This window comes from Bradyrhizobium sp. (assembly GCF_035935975.1).
GTDB lineage: Bacteria > Pseudomonadota > Alphaproteobacteria > Rhizobiales > Xanthobacteraceae > Bradyrhizobium.
The window spans coordinates 59,743-73,702 of the sequence record NZ_DASYWN010000023.1 but is presented as its reverse complement, the minus strand read 5'-3'; the positions used below and the strand labels follow the sequence as shown (position 1 = coordinate 73,702).

General features: G+C 65.5%; 16 protein-coding genes. 9 read left to right on the top strand and 7 right to left on the bottom strand.

Annotation, left to right across the window (positions count from 1 at the left end; all coding sequences use genetic code 11):
- Positions 1 to 18 precede the first annotated feature (18 nt).
- On the bottom strand, positions 19 to 615 hold the full coding sequence (locus tag VGR99_RS11620) for a L,D-transpeptidase (protein WP_414645114.1): 597 nt from the start codon (positions 613 to 615) through the stop codon (positions 19 to 21).
- A gap of 329 nt (positions 616 to 944) precedes the next feature.
- On the opposite strand from VGR99_RS11620, the gene VGR99_RS11615 reads away from it, so the two are divergent.
- A complete protein-coding gene (locus tag VGR99_RS11615) occupies positions 945 to 1,988 on the top strand; it encodes a hypothetical protein (protein ID WP_326898498.1) in 1,044 nt (347 codons plus the stop codon).
- Positions 1,989 to 2,422: 434 nt separating this feature from the next.
- Positions 2,423 to 2,653, top strand: coding sequence for a DUF6894 family protein (locus tag VGR99_RS11610; RefSeq protein ID WP_235546697.1), 231 nt, complete (start codon positions 2,423 to 2,425; stop codon positions 2,651 to 2,653).
- A gap of 1 nt (position 2,654) precedes the next feature.
- Here VGR99_RS11610 and VGR99_RS11605 read toward each other — a convergent pair whose 3' ends face one another.
- Positions 2,655 to 3,440: an SDR family oxidoreductase gene (locus VGR99_RS11605; protein ID WP_326898494.1), complete on the bottom strand. Its 786-nt coding sequence runs from the start codon at positions 3,438 to 3,440 to the stop codon at positions 2,655 to 2,657.
- Between the two features lie 131 nt (positions 3,441 to 3,571).
- Between VGR99_RS11605 and VGR99_RS11600 the strand changes: the two genes are divergently transcribed.
- From VGR99_RS11600 to VGR99_RS11585, 4 genes are all read left to right on the top strand, one after another.
- Positions 3,572 to 3,958 carry a hypothetical protein gene (locus VGR99_RS11600; RefSeq protein WP_326898493.1) on the top strand — a complete coding sequence of 129 codons (387 nt, stop codon included), beginning with the start codon at positions 3,572 to 3,574 and terminating at the stop codon, positions 3,956 to 3,958.
- A gap of 94 nt (positions 3,959 to 4,052) precedes the next feature.
- Positions 4,053 to 5,171, top strand: coding sequence for a hypothetical protein (locus tag VGR99_RS11595; RefSeq protein WP_326898492.1), 1,119 nt, complete (start codon positions 4,053 to 4,055; stop codon positions 5,169 to 5,171).
- A 96-nt stretch (positions 5,172 to 5,267) separates the two neighbouring features.
- Positions 5,268 to 5,522: a hypothetical protein gene (locus VGR99_RS11590; protein ID WP_326898491.1), complete on the top strand. Its 255-nt coding sequence runs from the start codon at positions 5,268 to 5,270 to the stop codon at positions 5,520 to 5,522.
- Positions 5,523 to 5,658: 136 nt separating this feature from the next.
- A complete protein-coding gene (locus tag VGR99_RS11585) occupies positions 5,659 to 7,770 on the top strand; it encodes a PAS domain-containing protein (RefSeq protein ID WP_326898534.1) in 2,112 nt (703 codons plus the stop codon).
- A gap of 102 nt (positions 7,771 to 7,872) precedes the next feature.
- Here VGR99_RS11585 and VGR99_RS11580 read toward each other — a convergent pair whose 3' ends face one another.
- The 4 genes from VGR99_RS11580 to minC form a co-directional block, all read right to left on the bottom strand.
- Positions 7,873 to 8,058: a hypothetical protein gene (locus VGR99_RS11580; protein WP_326898490.1), complete on the bottom strand. Its 186-nt coding sequence runs from the start codon at positions 8,056 to 8,058 to the stop codon at positions 7,873 to 7,875.
- A gap of 200 nt (positions 8,059 to 8,258) precedes the next feature.
- Entirely contained in the window at positions 8,259 to 8,540 is a 282-nt protein-coding gene (gene minE, locus VGR99_RS11575) for a cell division topological specificity factor MinE (RefSeq protein WP_326898489.1), read from the bottom strand.
- Positions 8,537 to 9,352 carry a septum site-determining protein MinD gene (minD, locus tag VGR99_RS11570; RefSeq protein WP_326898488.1) on the bottom strand — a complete coding sequence of 272 codons (816 nt, stop codon included), beginning with the start codon at positions 9,350 to 9,352 and terminating at the stop codon, positions 8,537 to 8,539. The genes minE and minD overlap by 4 nt, the downstream gene beginning before the upstream one ends.
- A gap of 21 nt (positions 9,353 to 9,373) precedes the next feature.
- Positions 9,374 to 10,072, bottom strand: a complete 699-nt coding sequence (gene minC, locus VGR99_RS11565; RefSeq protein WP_326898486.1) for a septum site-determining protein MinC — start codon at positions 10,070 to 10,072, stop codon at positions 9,374 to 9,376.
- Between the two features lie 420 nt (positions 10,073 to 10,492).
- Here minC and panB point away from each other — a divergent pair, with 420 nt between their 5' ends.
- Positions 10,493 to 11,314, top strand: a complete 822-nt coding sequence (gene panB / locus VGR99_RS11560) for a 3-methyl-2-oxobutanoate hydroxymethyltransferase (RefSeq protein ID WP_326898485.1) — start codon at positions 10,493 to 10,495, stop codon at positions 11,312 to 11,314.
- Positions 11,315 to 11,350: 36 nt separating this feature from the next.
- Here panB and VGR99_RS11555 read toward each other — a convergent pair whose 3' ends face one another.
- Positions 11,351 to 12,355 (bottom strand): ABC transporter substrate-binding protein, encoded by a 1,005-nt coding sequence (locus VGR99_RS11555; RefSeq protein ID WP_326898484.1) that lies wholly within the window; start codon positions 12,353 to 12,355, stop codon positions 11,351 to 11,353.
- A gap of 100 nt (positions 12,356 to 12,455) precedes the next feature.
- On the opposite strand from VGR99_RS11555, the gene VGR99_RS11550 reads away from it, so the two are divergent.
- A complete protein-coding gene (locus VGR99_RS11550) occupies positions 12,456 to 13,103 on the top strand; it encodes a TetR/AcrR family transcriptional regulator (protein ID WP_326898483.1) in 648 nt (215 codons plus the stop codon).
- Positions 13,104 to 13,185: 82 nt separating this feature from the next.
- The gene (locus VGR99_RS11545; protein ID WP_326898482.1) at positions 13,186 to 13,956 is read left to right on the top strand and encodes an ABC transporter permease; all 771 of its coding nucleotides are present in this window, start codon (positions 13,186 to 13,188) and stop codon (positions 13,954 to 13,956) included.
- Positions 13,957 to 13,960: the final 4 nt, after the last annotated feature.

The following is a 13,960-nucleotide window of genomic DNA, read 5'->3' as shown; positions in this document are numbered from 1 at the left end:
GCGTCTTGCCCAAACGCCCTACCCGCGCCAGCTCCTGCCGGCCGCGACCTGCGCGCTCTGTCCGGGCGGCAGCACCACGACGGTCGAATTGAGCTTCACCCGGTCGTAGAGATCGATCACGTCCTCGTTGCGCATCCGGATACAGCCGGACGAGATCGCCTGCCCGATATATTCGGGCTGGTTGGTGCCGTGGATGCGGTAGAGCGTGTCCTTGTTGCCGAGGTAGAGATAGATGCCCCGGGCGCCCAGCGGATTGGCGGGGCCGCCGGCGACGCGCGCCGGATAGGGTCCGAGGCGCGCCTGGATCTCCGCCGTCGGAACCCAGTCCGGCCATTCCGCCAGACGGCCGACGCGCGCGACGCCGGAGAACGCCATGGCTTCCTCGCCGACCGCGACGCCGTAGCGGATCGCCTTGCCGTCGGGCAGCACGAAATAGAGATAGCGCGCATCGGTATCGACCAGGATCGTGCCCGGCTGCTCCTTGCGCGGATAATCGACGATGTGGCGGAGATATTGCTCCGGCACGTTCGCCTGAGCGTAAGGCGTATGCGCGAGCAACTGACGGTCGCGCGCGGTCATGCTCGCATCCGTCGATGGCGAAAGTGTCGTCTGCATGCAGCCGCCCAGCGGCAGCAAGGCAACGACGAACAAAGCGAGTAGAGATTTTGGCACCGCCGGTCCCCCGATAGCGGATAACAGCGCCCCCAGCGTCCCTACATGCTGCCTAAATCGTGCTGAAAGCAAGGCAATCCGGAACACGACCGTGTGTTGGGCAAAGCGGGTTCCATCACCACAAACGGCGGAAGAGCGTCGCAGCATCTCCATACCCTCGCCTTGCTTTGGTCAAACCCGGCTGGACTCGTGGGTCCCAGGGTTTGGGATGGGGCCACGTCAACAGATCGGCTCGCGCCAATGCGGACGATGAAGGCATCAAAGGAGCTGCGATGCTCGCGACGCTGAACAGCAGTCAAATCGTCGATGCGATCGTGAAGGACACGGTGAAAGACACGGTCAAGGACAACGATCCGCACGACGCGGTTCAGATTTCTCCCGAGATGGTGCTGGCCTCGCGCTCCGTCAGCGTTGCGCCCACGCTGGCGCCCGAGATCGCCGCGCGTCCGGAGCCGAAATTCGCACCGGAGCCCAAGGTCGGTCGCGAGATCAATCTGGAGCCGAAGTTCAGTCTTGTCACTGAACCGCAGACGGCAGCGCCTGCGGTCGACACCGCCGTGCGCGTCACGGCGAGCGAAGGTCATGTGAGGCGGAAGAAATCAGCCGCAGGCAGGTGGCTGCGCGGCGCGTTCCTCACGTTCCTGTTTGCGGGCGGCAGCGCGGCCGCCACCATCGCCTGGCAGAAACACGGCGACACCGCAAAACAGATGCTCGCCGAATGGAAGCCGGCCCTGGCGGAGCTGTTGCCTACGACATCGCAGACCGCGCCCGTCGCCGCCGCACAGGCGGCGCCGCCCGAGGCGCAAGCCGCAACCGACCAAACGGCCGATCAGCCTGCGGCACAGGCTGCAGCCGCTCAGCCCGTGACACCGCCCCCGGTTCAAGTTGCTGCCGCCGCTCCCGCAGCAACGCAAGTCGATACCGTGCAATCGTTGACGCGCGATCTCGGCTTGATGGCGCAGCAGATCGAAACGCTCAAGGCCAGCATCGCCGAGCTGAAGGCAGGTCAGGAGCAGATGGCGCGCGAGATGGCGAAGCCGCCCGCGCCGAAGCCGGTCGTCGAGGCAAAGCCGCCGATCGATCCGCGCGCACGCGTGTCCGCGCTTCCGCCGCGCGCAGCAGCGCCGACGCCGTCGCCGGTTCGCAAGCCGAAGCCGGTCGTGTCGCACACTTACATGCCGGCCTCTTCGCCGCAGCCGCTCGCACCTCCGCCGCCGCCGTCACAGGCTGCCGCGGCGGCACCGCCGGCCGCCACGACGCAGGCCGTTGCCGATGACGATGGACCAGTCGTGCGTCCGCCGATGCCGCTGCGCTAAAGCGCGATGAGATCAGGATAGATGCGCACTTTTCCGGATCATGCTTTAGACATGCGACATCAAGAAGCGTCACGCACGCTGACCTGAGTCGATGTGATGCGTTGAGTCCGGGCAATTACGGGATGATGCGATGTTTCGATCGTCTTCCCTCATGAGAAAAGGCCGTCGGGATCTATGCCGCCGGCCTTCTCTTGCAGCTGCCGGTTCCCGGAGCCCGGTTCTGCTGCAATTCCATGCTTTATGATCGCGCCAGCATATTTAATAAAATCTTAACGCGCTCGCGCCTTGCACATCATTTCTGCGCCATAGGCTCAGAGATTGTGCGGTCTGTTCATCGGATAAATATCGACTCGTGATACGATCCAGCATGTTTTGAAGACTTCCGTTGAAGGCTTCTTTTGGAAATTTGGGTCGTCAACACCGGGGGAATTCGGATGCCATACTACTCTTTCGATCTCGTGGTTGGTGAAGAGTTCAAGAACCAGGGCGGTATCATCCTCGAAGACATCGAGGTCGCCTCCGATCGCGCCGTTCAGCTCGCGTGCGAGCTGTCGCAGGTGAAGCCGGAGCTGCAGCAGAAAGGTTGCGCGGTGCGCGTCACCGATCGCGATCACAACGAGGTCTATCGCACGCCGCTGGACCCCGTGCCGGCCTGGCAGCGCTAAGCTACTCGTCCAGCACCGGCGGTTCGAACCAGTTCGTCAGCGACAATCCGCCGTCGACGACGAACGCTGCGCCGGTGACGTAGGCCGATAGCTTGTTCGAGAGCACCGTGAGCGCCATCGGCGCAAGGTCATCAGCCGCGCCGAGACGCCCGAGCGGAATGTGCTTCGCGAGCGACGGGTCCGCAACGAACCCGCCGGCCGCGATCGCGCCGGGCACCAGCGCATTGACGCGGATGTCGTGACGCCCGAACGTCTTCGCGAGCTCCTTCACCAGCATCGCCATGCCTGCCTTCGCCGTCGAATAATGCGGCAGGTTGCGGGGCGTGCCCGCATGCAGCGACGTCAGGAACAGGAACGAGCCGGGACGCTTGGCTGCGATCAACTTCTTTGCGATCGCGCGCGCCAGGTGAAAGCCGGCCTCGAGATTGACGGCGTGCATCTCCTGCCAGGTGCTGCGATCGACCGCGAGCGCATGATCGGCCTCGCGCCGCGGCGGCGAGGCGCTGTGCACGAAATGCGTGATGTCGCCCAGCGCGGCATGTGCGGCCGCCAGCAACGCATCGCATGCATCCAACTTCGCGAGATCGCCGACCCATGGGACCGCCAGATCGGGCCTGCCGCTCGCGCTGATCGCGGTGCTCACCCGCTCCGCGCTGATATCGGCGAATACGGTCCGGACGCCCTCGCCGACCAGGGCTTGCGCGATGGCGCGGCCGATGCCGTTGCCGGCGCCGGTGACGAGCGCGGTGTCGCGTGCGGGATCGAACGGCGTGCTGAACAGGCTCATGTCGCGCTCCGGGTCCTGGAGCGGCCACCGTAGCGCACCGCAACGCGGTGCGACAATTCCGCCCCGGCACCATTGCGGAGCGCCGCGCCGGACGCTAGCCTCCCCAAAAAAATCGAGGAGGATACCCAAGAATGCGCACCCGTTTTCTGATCGCAGGCCTGTTGCTGATCGCAGCTCCCGCCCAGGCGGCCGACGACCATACCCGCTCGAACTACGTCACGATGGTCCTGCAGGCCTTCGCCGCCAAGGTCGAATGCCCCGGCACCGATGTGGTCTACCAGGACCTGGTGCAGAAGGCGCAGCAGATGCAGCTGCCCGAGGGCACCACCGAGCAGGTGCGCAAGGCGATCGCCTGGATGCACACCGGCGGCAAGATGGGTGAGAAGCAGTCCGACGACATCATGGCGGAGGTCGCGGTCGCGACCCAGACGACGGATCTCGATCAGCGCCGGCTCGGCATGAGCAGCTGGTGCGAAAAGCAGAAGACCGCCGGCCTGATCCGCAGCAAGGGCGGCTAGACGCGCGCCCGCGGCGCCGCCTGGGCTCTCCGGTGAACCTCGGAGCTCCCCTCCGAGTCCAATGCTTCGAGCTGAGGACAATTCGAGAGGGGCCATGCTTTGGACACGCCGGATGGCGGCGCTTGCGGTGCTCGTCGCCGCCAACCTGACACTGCCCGCCCTTGCCACGACCGCCGATAATCCGGTCGCCGGACGGCAGGTGCGCTTTCCGCAAGGGGTGTGGAGCGCCCTGCCCCAGCTCAGCCCTGACGGCAAGGTCAGGCAATGCGTGCTGGTCGCGCCTAGGCAACGCAACAAGCCAGGCGGCAAGGTCGACACCGCCTTCGCGCTCAACATCAGCCGCGGCTCGGGCCTCTCCATCACGATGATGGATGACGGACTGCCCAGCGAGCGCGTGCTGGACGACCAGGCCGAGATCGTCCTCGATGGCCGCAGCTTTCCCGCTGTCGCCTTCCCGGTCGGCAACGCCTTCGCGCTGCATCCGGGCGATGCGGAGGCCGTGCTCGCGGCGCTCGGCAAGGCGCGGGACGTCAAGCTGCGCTCGGATGGTGCCGGCGTCGATTCCGGATCGATCGCACTCGATCTCCCGGCGGATGCGCTGAGCTGGCTGAAGCAATGCGGCAAGACCTTCGATATCGCGATCGACAGGCCGACCGATCCCAATGCGCGGGAGATGCCGGCGCCGCGGCAGCGCTCGCCGAAGATCGCCGTGATGCAGCCGACGCCGGCCGGCCCTCCCGGGATTGAGGACAAGCAGAAGATCGAAGGCTGGGATGCATCCGAGCTGCGCAACAGTGACGGGACGATCTTCGCCTGCTTCATCCGTCGCCGCTATCTCATCGGCACGGACGCGCCCGCACCTTCGCGCCGTCTCGCGATCTTCCTGATCGTCAGCCGCGCCAAGGGGCTGACCATGATGCTGAAGGATTCCAAGCTCAACCGGCGAGAAGGCGAGCCCATCGAGGCGACGCTGAAGATCGGCAATGCGCCGTTCCAGGGATTCACCGCACAAATCGAGGGCCCCGACGAAATCGGCTTGTTTCCGCAGCACGGCGCCGCGCTGGCCGGAGCGATCGAGACCGGTTCCGTGCTGGCCATGAAGGCCAGGACGATCGAGGACAATTACGAGTTCTCGGTGCAGCCCGGGGTCATCGGCTGGCTGCGCGCCTGCGCGCGGCGCAACGGGATGGTCCTCGAGCCCGCCGGGCAGTGAGGCCTCGCGTTAAGCACATCGCGGCGGAACCCGCGCCGCGACCCATAATCGTCACATTCCTCACGAGCATGCGGCTCTTCGAACAGGAGACCCCCCATGCGGATTGCTCATCTCGTCGTCGCCGCTAGCCTTGCGATCAGCGCCGTGCTGGCAGGCCCCGCCTTTGCGCGGAATGCCGACGCCCAGAAGGGCGAGGACAAGTCGGCCTCGTCGTCACCCTCCTGCAGCGCCTATCAGCAGGCGCCGGACGGATCGTGGGAGCAGCTCCCCTGCAAGGAAACGGGCGAGCGCAGCCAACCGCAGACCCAGCACAAGTCAGGCGCGCAAGGCACCGACCAGGGCGAGCGCTAAGCCGCATCATGGTGCGGGAACCCGGCGGGCGGTTTCCGGGTTAGAGCGGACGGCTTGCCGCGTTGCTGACGCCCGCTAGAAAGCGATCGGCCGGGCTAAGGAGCGGCCCTTGGAAAAGCAAACCCCGCGAGCACTTGTGGATTCGATCGAGCTTGACGACCTTCAACGCCGTCTGAAGGCGCTGGAAGAGGAAAACGCACGCCTCAAGGCGGTCGGCGCGGCCGTCCTCACCGAACGGCAGAAGGCGGAATCCGCGCTGGCCGAAAGCGAGGAGCGTTACCGGACGTTGTTCAACTCGATCGACGAAGGCTTTTGCATCATCGAGTTCTTCGACGGCCCGCACGGCCCGCTCAGCGACTACATCCACGTCGAAGCCAATCCCGCCTACACCCAGCATGCGGGCATCCCCAACGTGGTCGGCCAGAAGGTCCGCGAGATGGTCCCGGCCGAGGCCGACGGCTGGGTCGAGCTCTATGGCGGCGTGCTCAGGACCGGCCAGCCGATCCGCTTCGAGCGCGAGCTGGTCGCGACCGGCCGCCACCTCGAGCTCGCCGCATTCCGCGTAGAGCCTGAAAGCCGCAAGCAGGTCGCCGTGCTGTTCCAGGACATCACGCCGCGCAAGCGGGCCGAGCGGGAGCTGCAGCAGCTCAACGAGACGCTGGAAGCGCGCGTGGTCGCAGCGCTGGCCGAGCGCAAGCTGATGGCCGACCTCGTCGAGGGCACCAATGCATTCGTCCAGGTGGTCGACCCCAGCTTCCGCTGGCTCGCCATCAACGGCGCCTCCGCGCGGGAATTTCACCGCATCTACGGCATCTTGCCGAAGGTTGGTGACAACATGCTGGAGCTGCTTGAGGATCAACCCGAGCACCGCGACGCCGTCCGCGCCGTCTGGTCGAGGGCGCTGGCGGGCGAGGAGTTCGTCGAGACTGGCGAGTTCGGAAACCCGAGCCGCGCCCGTCGATCCTACGAGATGCGGTTCAACTGCCTGCGCGATGGCAATGGTCAGCTTCTCGGCGCTTATCAATTCGTCTACGACGTTACCGAGCGCCTGCGGGAGCAGGAACGGCTGCGCGTGGCCGAGGATGCGCTGCGGCAGTCGCAGAAGATGGAGGCCGTCGGGCAGCTCACCGGCGGCATCGCGCACGACTTCAACAATCTGCTCACCGGCATCATCGGATCGCTGGAATTGTTGCAGACGCGGCTCGGCCAGGGCCGCGTCAAGGAAATCGACCGCTATGTGTCGGCCGCGCAGGGCGCCGCCAAGCGCGCCGCAGCGCTGACGCACCGGCTGCTCGCCTTCTCGCGCCGGCAGACGCTCGATCCCAGGCCGACCGACCTGAATCGCCTCGTCATGGGCATGGAGGAGCTGGTCCGCCGTACCGTCGGGCCGGAGATCGCGCTGGAGGTCGTCACATCAGGCGGTCTGTGGCCGACGCTGATCGATGCCTCGCAGCTCGAAAACGCCCTCCTCAACCTCTGCATCAACGCCCGCGATGCGATGCCCGAGGGCGGCCGACTCACGATCGAGACCGCCAACCGCTGGCTCGACGATCACGGCGCCGGCGAGCGCGACCTGGAGCCCGGGCAATACGTCTCGCTCTGCGTCACCGATACCGGCACCGGCATGACGCCCGACGTGATCGAGCGCGCCTTCGATCCGTTCTTCACAACCAAGCCGATCGGCCAGGGCACCGGCCTCGGGCTCTCGATGGTCTATGGCTTCGTGCGCCAGTCCGGCGGCCAGGTCCGAATTTATTCGGAAGTCGGCCAGGGCACGACCATGTGCCTCTATCTGCCGCGCCATTATGGCAAGGAGACTGACAAGCCGTCCGCACTGGCCCCCAAGACCGCAGTGCGCCCGCAGGCCAGCCACACCATCCTGATCGTCGATGACGAGCCTTCGATCCGCATGCTGCTGACCGATGCGCTGGAAGAGATCGGCTTCAACGTACTGGAGGCCCATGACGGCCCGACCGGCCTGAAGCTCCTGCAATCGGACGCGACCATCGATCTGCTCGTCACCGATGTCGGCCTGCCCGGCGGCATGAACGGCCGCCAGCTCGCCGATGCCGCGCGCACCACGCGGCCCGCGTTGAAAGTGCTGTTCATCACCGGCTACGCGGAAAACGCCATCATCGGCAACGGCCAGTTGTCGCCCGGCATGCAGGTGCTGACAAAACCGTTCGTCGTCGAGGCGCTGGCAAGCCGCGTCCTCGACATGATCAAGGATGGAACCGGGCGGAGCTGACCTAAACCGCGATGAGATGAGGATGAATCGTCATCGCGCTTTAGGTTGTTGCTTGAGCATGATCTTTTCGGAAAACCGCTGCGCACTTTTCCGGATCATGCTTTAGCTGTTGGCCGGCCCACGCATGATCTTCATGGCATCTTCAATGTGGCGCCATTCCTTGGCCTCATCGGCCTCGCCGCGACCCTCGCAGGCCTGCGCCTGCTCGGCGGCCTTCGCAATCGCCGCAAAACCGTGCCGCTCCAGCATCTGGCGCGCGACGGTGTGGACCTGCAGCTCGGACATCATGGGCGCTCTCCCGTGTTGAGGAAACCGCGGCGCCCGGCTCGGCGCTCCGCGGGTCTCTGACAACGATCTCGCCGCCGGCTCCGTTCCACGCGCCGGCGATCACATCGGCAAGCGCCGGGAACCAAAAAGACGAAGGCGGCCCGCCATGCCCGGCGGACCGCCTTCTCACCCACCCCAAATGGGCCGTCAGCCGCGTCCCCCTACGCGACCGCCACTCTCTTGCGCTCGATATCGTTCGGCACCTCGATATCGACCTCGAGGGTCGAGACTTCGTCGCCGCGCTCGAGCCGGACGATGACCTTGGTCGGGTCCAGCGTCACGTGCTTGGACACGACGGCGAGAATTTCCTCACGCAGCACACCGAGCAGATCGGGCTGGCCGCGCATGCCGCGTTCATGGGCAAGCAGGATCTGCAGCCGTTCGCGAGCGACGGGTGCAGAGGCCTTGTTGCCGCGGAGAAGCCGAAGCAGACCCATGCTCATGCAGCCCTCCGTCGCAGCAGACGATCCATGAAACGCTTGCGCTCGGCCGGCACCTGCATCGGCACAGTGTCGCCGCAGAGCCTCCGGGCCGCATCGATATAAGCCCGCGCGGGTGCGCCTTCGGCATTCGACAGTGTTACCGGTGTGCCGACATTGGAGGCCTTCAACACGTCCTGACTCTCCGGGATGATGCCGAGCAGCGGCGTTGCCAGGATTTCCAGGATGTCGTCGATGGTCAGCATCTCGCCGCGTGCGGCGCGCGAGGGATCGTAGCGGGTGATGAGAATGTGCTTCTCGACCCGCTCGCCCTTCTCGGCCCGCACGGTCTTGGAATCGAGCATGCCGATGATGCGGTCGGAATCGCGCACCGAGGACACTTCCGGATTGGTGACGATCACGGCCTCGTCCGCAAAACGCATCGCCATGGAGGCGCCGCGCTCGATGCCGGCCGGGCTGTCGCAGATCACCCAGTCGAAACGGCTGCGCAGGTCGGCAATGACCTTGCCGACGCCCTCTTCCGTCAGCGCGTCCTTGTCGCGGGTTTGCGACGCCGGCAGCAGCCAGAGATTCTCCAGCCGCTTGTCCTTGATCAGCGCCTGCGGGAGCTTTGCGACGCCCTGCACCACGTTGATGAGGTCGAACACCACGCGGCGTTCGGCGCCCATCACGAGGTCGAGGTTGCGCAGGCCGACGTCGAAATCGACGACGACGACCTTGTCGCCGCGTTGCGCCAGCGCAGCGCCCAGCGCGGCGGTCGTGGTCGTCTTGCCGACGCCGCCCTTGCCTGATGTCACGACCAGTACCTTACTCATCTGACATGTCTCCTTTGCTGGTCAGTTCAGTGCTGTAATTCGCATGGTGTTCCCCTGCAGCCAGGCCTGGGCCGGCTTGCCGCGCAGGGCTTCGTCGATGTCGTCGGCAGTCTGGTAAAACCCATCGATTGCAAGCAGTTCGGCTTCGATCTTCTGGCAATAGATCCGCGCGCTGGTGTGCCCGTTCACGCCCGCCATGGCGCGGCCGCGGAGCGCGCCGTAGATGTGGATGGAACCGCCGGCGACGACCTCGGCGCCGGAACCGACCGAGCCCAGAATGGTGACGTCGCCTTCCGGGAAGATCACGGTCTGGCCGGAGCGCACGGGCGCCTCGAGCAGCAGCGAGGTCTGCTTCGGCTCGGCTTTGGCCTCGGGCTTCTTGGGGGCCGTCGGCTCGATCACGCAGCTGCGGCCACCCGACAGCAGCGGCGGCATCATGGGGGTCAGCCTGCCCTCGTCCACGCCCTCGAGGCCGAGCACGCGGATGTTGCGGTCCTGAAGGCTGGTCAGCAGATGGCCGATGCCGGCCTGACTGAGATCGACCGAGGACAGGTCGATCACCACGGGCCGGCCGGCGAAGAAGCCGGGCGAGCGGGCGATGGTGGCGTCGATTTCCGCGAGCCAGTCCAGGATCGGAACCGTCGGCACGAACACGAAGGCCACATAGGAGCGCCCGCGCAGGCGTACCATTTGGCGTTGGACTTTTGCTGCAGCCTCCATAGCGGCCGACTCGTTCCCCGTTATTGAATGGTTAACGATGCGGCGGATTTGGTTAACGACGAGTTAATTTCTCCGTCGGGTCACGCGGGCTGGAGGGGCTGGCTGACGCCGCTCTCATGTCCCGGACGCGCTGCAACGCGTAAGCGTTGCTGCGCAGAGCCGGGACCCAGAAGGCGGCGCGGGACAACGCGGAGAGATGGGCCCCGGCTCTGCAGCGCACCGTCGAAGGGACGCTGCGCTGCGTCCGGGGCACGAGAGGAGAGTGAGGCGCGCGCTCTGCGCTCGCAATCACCGCGTAGAGGCCCCCCGCCCCTCACCTCGCGCCTCGCGCCGTCCATTGTGATCGCAGGCCCGGTCATCCCGATTGACACCGCCGCGCCATCTGGTTTCGATCCGCCTCCCCCGCGGATGGAGCCGATCATGTCAATCCAGTCGTCCGTCAGACGCAAGACTGCGCCGGACATTCGGGCCCGCAAGCGCGGCGAGCCGATCGTCATGCTGACGTCCTACCACGCGCATACGGCAGCGCTGGTGGATCGGCATTGCGACGTGATTCTGGTCGGCGATTCCCTCGGCAACGTCATGCACGGCTTCGAGACGACGGTGCCCGTCACGCTCGACATGATGATCCTCCAGGGCGCGGCCGTGATGCGCGGGTCCAGGCAGGCGCTGGTCGTGGTGGATATGCCGTTCGGATCGTATGAAGCCTCCAGGGAGCAGGCGTTCAACGCTGCGGTCCGGATCATGAAGGAGACCCAATGCGGCGCGGTGAAGCTTGAAGGCGGCGTCCGCATGGCCGAGACGATCGCATTCCTGTCCGGGCGCGGCATCCCGGTGATGGGCCATATCGGCCTCACGCCGCAATCCATCAACACGCTCGGTTCGTTTCGCGCGCAAGGACGCAACGAGGTGGACTGGGGTCCGATCGAGGACGATGCCAGGGCCGTCACTGAGGCCGGTGCCTTTTCGGTCGTGATCGAGGCCGTGGCCGAACCGCTGGCGCGCAAGATCACCGAGACGATCGCGATCCCCACCATCGGCATCGGCGCGAGCGCGGCCTGCGACGGCCAGGTGCTCGTGCTCGAAGACATGCTCGGGCTGTCGCCCAGGACGCCGAAATTCGTCCGGCGGTATGGCAATCTCGGTCCGGCCATTGAAGCCGCGATCGAAAGCTATGCCGCCGACGTGCGGTCACGCGCCTTTCCCGGGGCCGAACACATCTACGACATGAAGAAGAGCTGACGGCAGCAAGCCGTCAGGCCCCGCCTGTGTCACCAGCTACTTCTTCACCTTGCTCGCATCCATCTTGATCGCGGGATCGAGCATCTTGGTCGTGAACGCCGTCGAGACGTCGAACGGCTTCTCCATGCCGAGATAGGTCTGGACCAACTCGTAGTCCTTCTTCATCCGCTCGCCGTCGATCCACCCGAGCGACTTCGTCGTCGTGAACTCATCCGTCATCAGGAACTTGATGCGTTCCCACTGGCGCTCCTGGTTCTCCTTGTCGAGGCCGGAGACCTGGTCGAGCAGCGCCTTGAGGCACGGCGTGACGTCGGCGACGCAGGCAGCAAACGCCTTCTGCGTGACGCGGACGAAATCCTCGACCACTTTCGGGTTCTTCTGCAGGTAGGCGCCGTTGACGATCAGCGAATTGCCGTAGGGGTTGAGCCCGATGTCCTTCCAGTTGACGTAGCCGAGGTCCTGCCCGAACTCGATCACCTTCAGATCGTGCTCGTTGTAGAAGTCGCTGATGATGTCCACGGTGTGGCTCTTCAGCGCGGCGATCTTCGCGGTCGGCCCGACATTGACGAAGCCGACGGAGTCGGGTGCGAGCCCTGCGGCCTTGGCGAAGGCCGGCCACATCACGCGTGAGGCATCGCCCGGCGGATTGCCGATCTTGTGGCCGGCGAAATCCTTGACGCCGTTCACGCCGTAGCTCTTCAGCCAGTAGAAAGTCTGCCCGGTGTTGGCATAGACGCTCATCACCGCCACGGTATCGGCGCCCTTGCTTCTCGCCACCAGCATGGTGGCGAGATCGGCGACGCCGAACGGCGAGCCGCCGGAGCCGACCTTGGCGGCGGAGACGCCGGAGCCCTTGCCGGTCTCGATCGTGAGGTCGATGCCGGCCTTCTCGTACCAGCCCTGCGCCTTGGCGTAATAGTAGGGCGAATGGTCGGCCGTCGGCGTCCAGTTCAGGATCAGATTGACCGCCTCGCCCGCGCTCGCCGGCACCGCCGGCAATCCGAGCGCCAGCGCCACAAAAGCCGCCCGCAAATGCTTCATCGCATCTCTCCTCATTCCCGCGACCCGGCTTGTCGCTCTCCCCTTGTGAGGATACCAATGCAACAAGCCCGCCCTCAACTTGTCAACTGTTTGGTTGGAAATGCCTGCAAAACGATCTGGCGACACCGTGCCGCAGCGGCGCGATCCCGTCGCCACCCGCAAGAAACTGCTGACCGCGGCCCGCCAGGAGTTCGCCCGGCACGGCTTCGCGGGCGCCCGCGTCGACGAGATCGCCGAGCGCGCGGCCGTCAACAAGCAGCTCGTCTACCATTATTTCGGCGACAAGGACGCGCTCTACCTCGCGGTGCTCGAATGGGTCTACGAGGACATCCGCGAGCAGGAGCGCAAGCTCAATCTCGAGGGCCTGCCGCCGGACAAGGCGATCCGCCGGCTGATCGAGGCCTCGTTCGATCACCTCGCCGCAAACCCTGATTTCATCGTGCTTCTGAACGACGAGAACCGCGGCGGCGCCCGCCATGTCCGCGGCTCGACACGGCTGGAGGCGATGCATTCACCGCTGGTGAAAAGCGTCTCCCACATCCTCCACGAGGGCGTGCGCGCGGGCGTGTTCCGCAAGGGGATCGATCCCATCCAGCTCTATATCTCCATCGCGGGCCTCAGCTATTTCTTCTTCTCCAACACGCCGACGCTGTCGGCGATCTTCGGCAAGGACCTGTCGAGCCGCGCCCAGCGCCGCGCCCGGCGCCGGCACGTGGCCGACCTGGTGCTGCAGTCGCTCCGACCCTAATCAACCAACTGGTTGAAAGTTGACCCGAGGCCGGTTAGGCTTGCCGCCGTGGCAGTGAAGCCGCGACAACTGGGAGCAAAAGGTGGCAGCCAGCGGAGCAAATCCGGCACGCAGCTTCGCGATCATCCTGATCGTGCATCTTGCCGTGCTCGTGCTCTGGCAGGTCGCGGTCGATGCCTTCCACGTCCCGAAATTCATCCTGCCCTCCCCGCTGGCGACGGTGCAGACCCTGGGGACCACGGGCTATGCCTGGGGCGCCAACACGCTGGTCACCGCCGTCGAGATTCTGGGCGGCTTCGCGCTCGGCGCCTTCGTCGGCGTCGCCCTTGCCGTGATCTTCAGCTGGGCGCCGCTGCTCAGCCTCGTGCTGCTGCCGCTGTTCGTGACGCTGAACATGATCCCGAAGGTCGCGCTCGGCCCGCTCTTCATCGTCTGGTTCTCCTACGGCATCGTGCCGAACATCCTGATCGCCTTCAGCATCTGCTTCTTCCCGATCCTGCTCACCACAGCGCGGGGCCTGCGCGAGGTCGAGCCTGACCTGCTCGACCTCGTCAAATCGCTGCGCGGCTCGCGCTGGACGCTGTTCCGCAAGATCCAGCTGCCGGGATCGCTGCCCTACATCTTCTCCGGCATGAAGGTCGGCGCCATCCTTGCGGTCGCCGGCGCCATCGTCGGCGAGTTCATCGCCTCCGAGCGCGGGCTCGGCTACCTCATGATCCAGGTGCAGTCCTCGCTCGACACGCCCGCGATGGTGATGGCGGTCGTGCTACTGACCCTGCTCGGCGTCGCTCTCTACGGCCTGGTGCTCGTCCTCGAACGCATGTTCGTGGTCGGCGACGCCAGGCAGACTTAACTAA

What these genes read in the sequence shown, in the direction of transcription:
- VGR99_RS11620 (WP_414645114.1), bottom strand. Translation starts at nt 615, where the DNA reads ATGCAGACGACACTTTCGCCATCGACGGATGCGAGCATGACCGCGCGC.
- VGR99_RS11615 (WP_326898498.1), top strand. Translation starts at nt 945, where the DNA reads ATGCTCGCGACGCTGAACAGCAGTCAAATCGTCGATGCGATCGTGAAG.
- VGR99_RS11610 (WP_235546697.1), top strand. Translation starts at nt 2,423, where the DNA reads ATGCCATACTACTCTTTCGATCTCGTGGTTGGTGAAGAGTTCAAGAAC.
- VGR99_RS11605 (WP_326898494.1), bottom strand. Translation starts at nt 3,440, where the DNA reads ATGAGCCTGTTCAGCACGCCGTTCGATCCCGCACGCGACACCGCGCTC.
- VGR99_RS11600 (WP_326898493.1), top strand. Translation starts at nt 3,572, where the DNA reads ATGCGCACCCGTTTTCTGATCGCAGGCCTGTTGCTGATCGCAGCTCCC.
- VGR99_RS11595 (WP_326898492.1), top strand. Translation starts at nt 4,053, where the DNA reads ATGCTTTGGACACGCCGGATGGCGGCGCTTGCGGTGCTCGTCGCCGCC.
- VGR99_RS11590 (WP_326898491.1), top strand. Translation starts at nt 5,268, where the DNA reads ATGCGGATTGCTCATCTCGTCGTCGCCGCTAGCCTTGCGATCAGCGCC.
- VGR99_RS11580 (WP_326898490.1), bottom strand. Translation starts at nt 8,058, where the DNA reads ATGATGTCCGAGCTGCAGGTCCACACCGTCGCGCGCCAGATGCTGGAG.
- minE (WP_326898489.1), bottom strand. Translation starts at nt 8,540, where the DNA reads ATGAGCATGGGTCTGCTTCGGCTTCTCCGCGGCAACAAGGCCTCTGCA.
- minD (WP_326898488.1), bottom strand. Translation starts at nt 9,352, where the DNA reads ATGAGTAAGGTACTGGTCGTGACATCAGGCAAGGGCGGCGTCGGCAAG.
- minC (WP_326898486.1), bottom strand. Translation starts at nt 10,072, where the DNA reads ATGGAGGCTGCAGCAAAAGTCCAACGCCAAATGGTACGCCTGCGCGGG.
- panB (WP_326898485.1), top strand. Translation starts at nt 10,493, where the DNA reads ATGTCAATCCAGTCGTCCGTCAGACGCAAGACTGCGCCGGACATTCGG.
- VGR99_RS11555 (WP_326898484.1), bottom strand. Translation starts at nt 12,355, where the DNA reads ATGAAGCATTTGCGGGCGGCTTTTGTGGCGCTGGCGCTCGGATTGCCG.
- VGR99_RS11550 (WP_326898483.1), top strand. Translation starts at nt 12,456, where the DNA reads ATGCCTGCAAAACGATCTGGCGACACCGTGCCGCAGCGGCGCGATCCC.